General features: G+C 45.4%; 6 protein-coding genes and 2 pseudogenes. 2 read left to right on the top strand and 6 right to left on the bottom strand.

Annotated features, from left to right (window positions below; genetic code table 11):
* A pseudogene (locus BZG23_RS16550) lies at positions 1-164 on the top strand (IS256 family transposase); the annotation flags it as partial.
* Between the two features lie 163 nt (positions 165-327).
* Here the strand turns inward: BZG23_RS16550 and BZG23_RS16250 are convergent.
* The 6 genes from BZG23_RS16250 to BZG23_RS16225 form a co-directional block, all read right to left on the bottom strand.
* On the bottom strand, positions 328-732 hold the full coding sequence (locus tag BZG23_RS16250) for a hypothetical protein (RefSeq protein WP_077607546.1): 405 nt from the start codon (positions 730-732) through the stop codon (positions 328-330).
* 118 nt (positions 733-850) lie between these two features.
* Positions 851-1972 (bottom strand): ISAs1 family transposase, encoded by a 1122-nt coding sequence (locus BZG23_RS16245; protein ID WP_077607545.1) that lies wholly within the window; start codon positions 1970-1972, stop codon positions 851-853.
* Between the two features lie 195 nt (positions 1973-2167).
* Entirely contained in the window at positions 2168-2461 is a 294-nt protein-coding gene (locus BZG23_RS16240) for a hypothetical protein (protein WP_077607544.1), read from the bottom strand.
* A 13-nt stretch (positions 2462-2474) separates the two neighbouring features.
* Positions 2475-3506 (bottom strand): RHS repeat domain-containing protein, encoded by a 1032-nt coding sequence (locus tag BZG23_RS16235; RefSeq protein ID WP_241837235.1) that lies wholly within the window; start codon positions 3504-3506, stop codon positions 2475-2477.
* A gap of 41 nt (positions 3507-3547) precedes the next feature.
* Entirely contained in the window at positions 3548-3835 is a 288-nt protein-coding gene (gene imm31 / locus BZG23_RS16230; protein ID WP_158011391.1) for an Imm31 family immunity protein, read from the bottom strand.
* Positions 3836-3842: 7 nt separating this feature from the next.
* A complete protein-coding gene (locus BZG23_RS16225; protein WP_241837234.1) occupies positions 3843-4487 on the bottom strand; it encodes a polymorphic toxin type 17 domain-containing protein in 645 nt (214 codons plus the stop codon).
* Positions 4488-4656: 169 nt separating this feature from the next.
* Between BZG23_RS16225 and BZG23_RS16790 the strand changes: the two are divergent.
* Positions 4657-4764 (top strand): annotated as a pseudogene (locus BZG23_RS16790) (IS5/IS1182 family transposase); the annotation flags it as partial.
* Between the last annotated feature and the right edge of the window lie 176 nt (positions 4765-4940).

Genomic DNA, 4940 nt, shown 5'->3' with positions numbered 1-4940 from the left:
CCAAGGGTGGCTTTGCCAACGAGAACGCATTGCTCAAGTTGCTGTATGCAGGTATGTTGAAGGCGTCAGAGAAGTGGACGCATCCGGTGCAGAATTGGAACCTGACATTGTCCCAACTGAGCATCCACTTCGAAGGGCGGCTCGACGACTACGTAGATCTTTAAACGTTGGGTGACACAGAACTATGAACACCCTCTACGTAGATCTTTAAACGTTGGGTGACACAGAACTATGAACACCCTCTTGAACACTACCGGCAACCCCATTGGGATCAGTGCGTTAGGTGAATGATTTGATCAACAACGCCCTTGTTATCTCAAATAGCTTTTAATCATTATTTATATCAACTATTTTCATTATCTTTTTTTCTATTTGAGAACCCCTCCATACTGTAATAGGTGTCGAAATTTTTTCATTATAACTGCTAATGCATATTTCACCTTGACAATCTACTCTCCTCCATCTCTTCTTTTGAATAGCTAGACCTGACGTGACTAAAGGCTCCATTAATAAATGATCAAATATTCTTTTATCTACACTATTTTTCCAACCATCAATCTCACTCGATATGATTATCTTTAAACCAATTGAATCTTCTTTCCTTACCACTGCACAATATGCAAAACTAGAACTGATATCCTGTGGTTTCATTTTCGACATAGATGTCGCATCTGAAACATCTGGTATTCCTAAAGGGATAGCATACACATCTTTCTCTGATACGTTTCTCATGACAAATCCGCCTTACTTATTACATTTTTTCCTGGGTTTTCTTCCATTAATATCAATCTTAGCTTTATTATACTCATCATTAAAAGCTACTCCTCGGGCAGGGCGAGCGCATGAGTGTTCATTTTTCAACCATTGCTGGAATGCCTGCGGCTAAAAACTTTTCTAAGAAGCTGGTATTCATGAGACAACGCTTCTGTTTGGACACCAAACTAATCTTGGTTGGCTCTGCCCGCACCATGTTTGAGGCCATGTGTCGCAGACAAGCTACGTTCGCTGCGCCATTGTCTTTATAAATCTGGCAGGCGTCTTCACCCATATTGACATCTAACACCCAGTGCATGGATTCAATGCTCCAATGCGAGCGGATAGCACGGCTTGCCTCATCGGCAGTCAGTGATTTTGAGCTGATATAGTAGCGATACTCCAGCGACATCGGACGCCCTTTCTCAACACGCAAAGACTCAACCATGACAAGGCTTTGTAGTGATGGCCAACGAGTAAAGTCGCCTGATAAACATTCTTTATCAATTACATAGCACTGGCGCGACTCAGTACGACCGTGGCCATGTTCAAACACAACATCGTCATTGAAGGTTCGGCGCTGCTCACTGAATGCCGCGGTGATCGCGTTCGCTAACTTGCCTTGATTTTGTTTCACCGCTAATAAGTAATCGCCACCCTGCTCAAGAATCGTCTTGGCAATCGTCGTTTGGCAGGCCATGGCATCGATGGTGACTAGCGCACCACGTAAGTCGAGCAGACGGATTAACTCGGGAGTAGCACTGATTTCATTACTTTTTTCTTCAGTCTTGAGTTGACCTAGCACCAGATGGTTTTTACTGGCATACGCACTGACCATGTGGATCGTACTGCTTCTATCTTCACGGTTGTACGAGCCTTTTAGGGTTTTACCGTCGATCGCGACCACCTGACCATCCGTCATTTGATGGACGGCTTTCATCCAATCGATAAAGCAAGCTTGAAAGGCGCTCGGTTCAATCGTGGAAATGGCACGTGCGATAGTATCGTCGGCAGGAATACCGTCTTTAAACATGCCGTTGTGCTTAAACCACTCATGGTGCCCTAGGATGTATTCTCGAATATCGTACCATCCTTTGGAACCAGCAATAACGGCGCACAATGAAGCAAAGAGCAGGTCAAAAAGTGGGTAGGTTATCTTGGCACTCTGGCGGTTATCATCAACGGCACTGAAGTAGTCTTTAAATGTATCGATATCCACGGTATCTATCCCGAACTATTTTAGAGTAGGCCTATATGATCACAGCCAGAGGTGGTCGTCAAACTGATCCTTTTTTGGTTAAAAAACGTTCACGATCTCGCCCTGCATCAAGAGAGCGTTGAGGTAAGTACAGGCCGGAACACTGTGGCCGGCCGTTAGGCTTAATCTTTCTCTAAATAAGATTCGTCAATAACACTAATCTCCAGCAAATCTTGCAATTAACACTGAATCTTCTTGTAAAAGTTTTATCACTTTTTTTAACTCAGTTTGGCACTTATCTAGTTTAGGGAAAATAGTCTCCATTTCGTTAATTAAGCCTATTAACTCATCACCTCTGAATGTTGAATTAACTTTATAAAAATCTCTTATTTTTTTTAGATTTCTCATAGACTTCCACTCAGTACTTTGATGAAAGATAGCCACATGCAATGATTCATCAAAAGGATACCACTCCTCTGAAAGGTTCGTTCTTGTTATAACTATATCCATATTTATCCCCACCTTATAATACTCGAGATATATCTGATAATTCTTTAAAGCTAGACTGAGGGAATGCTGTCACCAAATCACCATTACTCTCAGTGACAACACGGGTTTTGTATAAAAGTTCCCCATTCGGATCTACGCCAACAGGATTTTTATATGTTTTTTCATACAAAAATCGACCATTTTCTTCAACTATCCGATCCGGGTTTCTAAAGGTATCTCTTGCCTTGCTCTTCCATTCTGCATTACTAAGGGTCCATTTACTTTTCTGTTTCCATTCAGGGTGATTACCCACATGACGCTCTTTAACATGTGTTACACCCGCCCTATTCAGCTTAATTTTTTTCGGCGCATCAGGTCTTTTCTTCCCACCACACCCCGCCAGCCCCAACGGATCCACCCACTCCAGAGGGTTGGCAACATACGCCTGCGGCCTTAACCCACCCGCAAACCCTATTGGGTCGGGGCTAAGATACTGGCCACTGTCTGCATCGTAATAACGGTTTACGTTATAGTAAAGGCCCGATTCTGCGTCTTCGATTTGTCCTTGGTAGCGAAGATCACACTGTACGCTGTCGTTGGCCGCTTCTTCGCGTCGTTGCCAGTGCCGTTGTGATTGCCCATGGTAATGGCCCCATAGCGCTTGCTCTCCCCGCCAGACAATATCACCTTGCTCATTACACAGCTCTTGCGGTGTGCCCGCATGGTCGGTCACGATGTAATGCAGTTCGCTGCCTTGGTCATGGTGGGTCACTTGCGCCATCGGGCGGAAGCTGCCGGGCTCGTAGAGGTATTCGGTTTGCTGTAGGACTTGCCCATCAGCCGTGGCCTGTTGTTGCTGCACAATATGCGCGCCGTCCCACAGGTAGTGAGTCTGTGTTTGGCTGTGCGCACATTCTTTGGCGATACGTCGCCCAAACGGGTCGTAGCGGTAGCGATACCGCGTGCCGTTGGGCAGTTCAATGTGGGTTAAGCGGTCATCCGCGTTCCAGCTAAACCGCGTCACCTGTGGCCGGTAGCCCGTTTTATGCTCGGTTTTTTCAATCACCCGGCCGCAGGCATCATAGCGATAACGAAAACGGCCGGTTTCTATGAGTCTTTTAAATATCCCTCACCACTTTGATGGCCCACCCTTACAGTAACAGAGTCACCATAATAGAAATTTTCTTTTTTCAGAACTTTACCTGTCGATTCAATGTCATTTTCGGATAAACTCCATACTTCCTCGGTATCAGTGATTTGGACTGAATAAAACCAATGCCCGGTGTCGTCTGGAGTCATTCCCAAAATTACAGCTTCTTGCCCTTTAACTTCGGCGAATGCTGAATCAGAGGAAGTTATTTTTACTACTTCAAAGAATTCATATAGAGCTTGCATGTGACACCTATTTGTGTGTAATTCTACCATCAAGAGATACGTTTGCATGACTTCCATCACGTGTGACCCAGCCTATTTTTTTTCTTCCTGTTTTCGAGAGCTGAACGTCCCATTCAAAATCTTGCCCTGCTGTTCTTGATGGTCCTTTAACCCATTCATTACCAAACCTATCAATAAATCCACCTTGAGGGCCTTTAGGTAGTGGATTAGATGGGTTGTAACCCTTAGGAGGTACGAACCTGATTTTTCCCTTAGTGGGCAATTGTTCTTTTTTTAACCGACCTTTGACTGATGTAATCTTTTTGGAGCAAGATCCAGCCAACCCCAACGGATCCACCCACTCTAGTGGGTTGGCAACATACGCCTGCGGCCTTAATCCTCCCGCAAACCCTATCGGGTCAGGGCTAAGATACTGGCCACTGTCTGCATCGTAATAACGGTTTACGTTATAGTAAAGGCTCGATTCGGGGTCTTCGATTTGCCCTTGGTAGCGAAGGTCACACTGTATACTGTCGTTGGCCGCTTCTTCGCGTCGTTGCCAGTGCCGTTGTGATTGCCCGTGGTAATGGCCCCATAGCGCTTGCTCTCCCCGCCAGACGATATCACCTTGTTCATTACACAGCTCTTGGGGTGTGCCCGCGTGGTCGGTCACTGCGCGCCGTCCCACAGATAGTGAGTCTGTATTTGGCTGTGCGCACATTCTTTGGCGATGCGTCGCCCAAACGGGTCGTAGCGGTAGCGATACCGCGTGCCGTTGGGCAGTTCAATGTGGGTTAAGCGGTCATCCGCGTTCCAGCTAAACTGGGTTACTCACCCCTCAGCTGACACTACGTGATTACAACGTACAAGCTGGTGAAAAATTGACCAATATGAAACCGATAAACAAAGTCATAAGACTTGGTATGCCTGTTAGTTACCGAGTTGATTGAGGGGAGTAATCCCATTGGGATCAGTGTGTTAGGTGAATGCTTTGATCAACAACGCCGAGTTAAAAAGCCGAGATGGTGATCCCGGCTGTTGGTTTTTGGGGCTGTTTTATTTACTTATTGATATTAATAATCAAATTATCGGTCCATACATCAAAATTGTGTTTAGACATCAAAAA

Source organism: Salinivibrio sp. ML290, from assembly GCF_001995695.1.
In the GTDB taxonomy this organism is placed as follows: Bacteria; Pseudomonadota; Gammaproteobacteria; order Enterobacterales; family Vibrionaceae; genus Salinivibrio; species Salinivibrio siamensis.
This window is presented reverse-complemented; position numbering and strand designations above follow the sequence as displayed.

What these genes read in the sequence shown, in the direction of transcription:
- imm31 (WP_158011391.1), bottom strand. Translation starts at nt 3,835, where the DNA reads ATGCAAGCTCTATATGAATTCTTTGAAGTAGTAAAAATAACTTCCTCT.
- BZG23_RS16250 (WP_077607546.1), bottom strand. Translation starts at nt 732, where the DNA reads ATGAGAAACGTATCAGAGAAAGATGTGTATGCTATCCCTTTAGGAATA.
- BZG23_RS16240 (WP_077607544.1), bottom strand. Translation starts at nt 2,461, where the DNA reads ATGGATATAGTTATAACAAGAACGAACCTTTCAGAGGAGTGGTATCCT.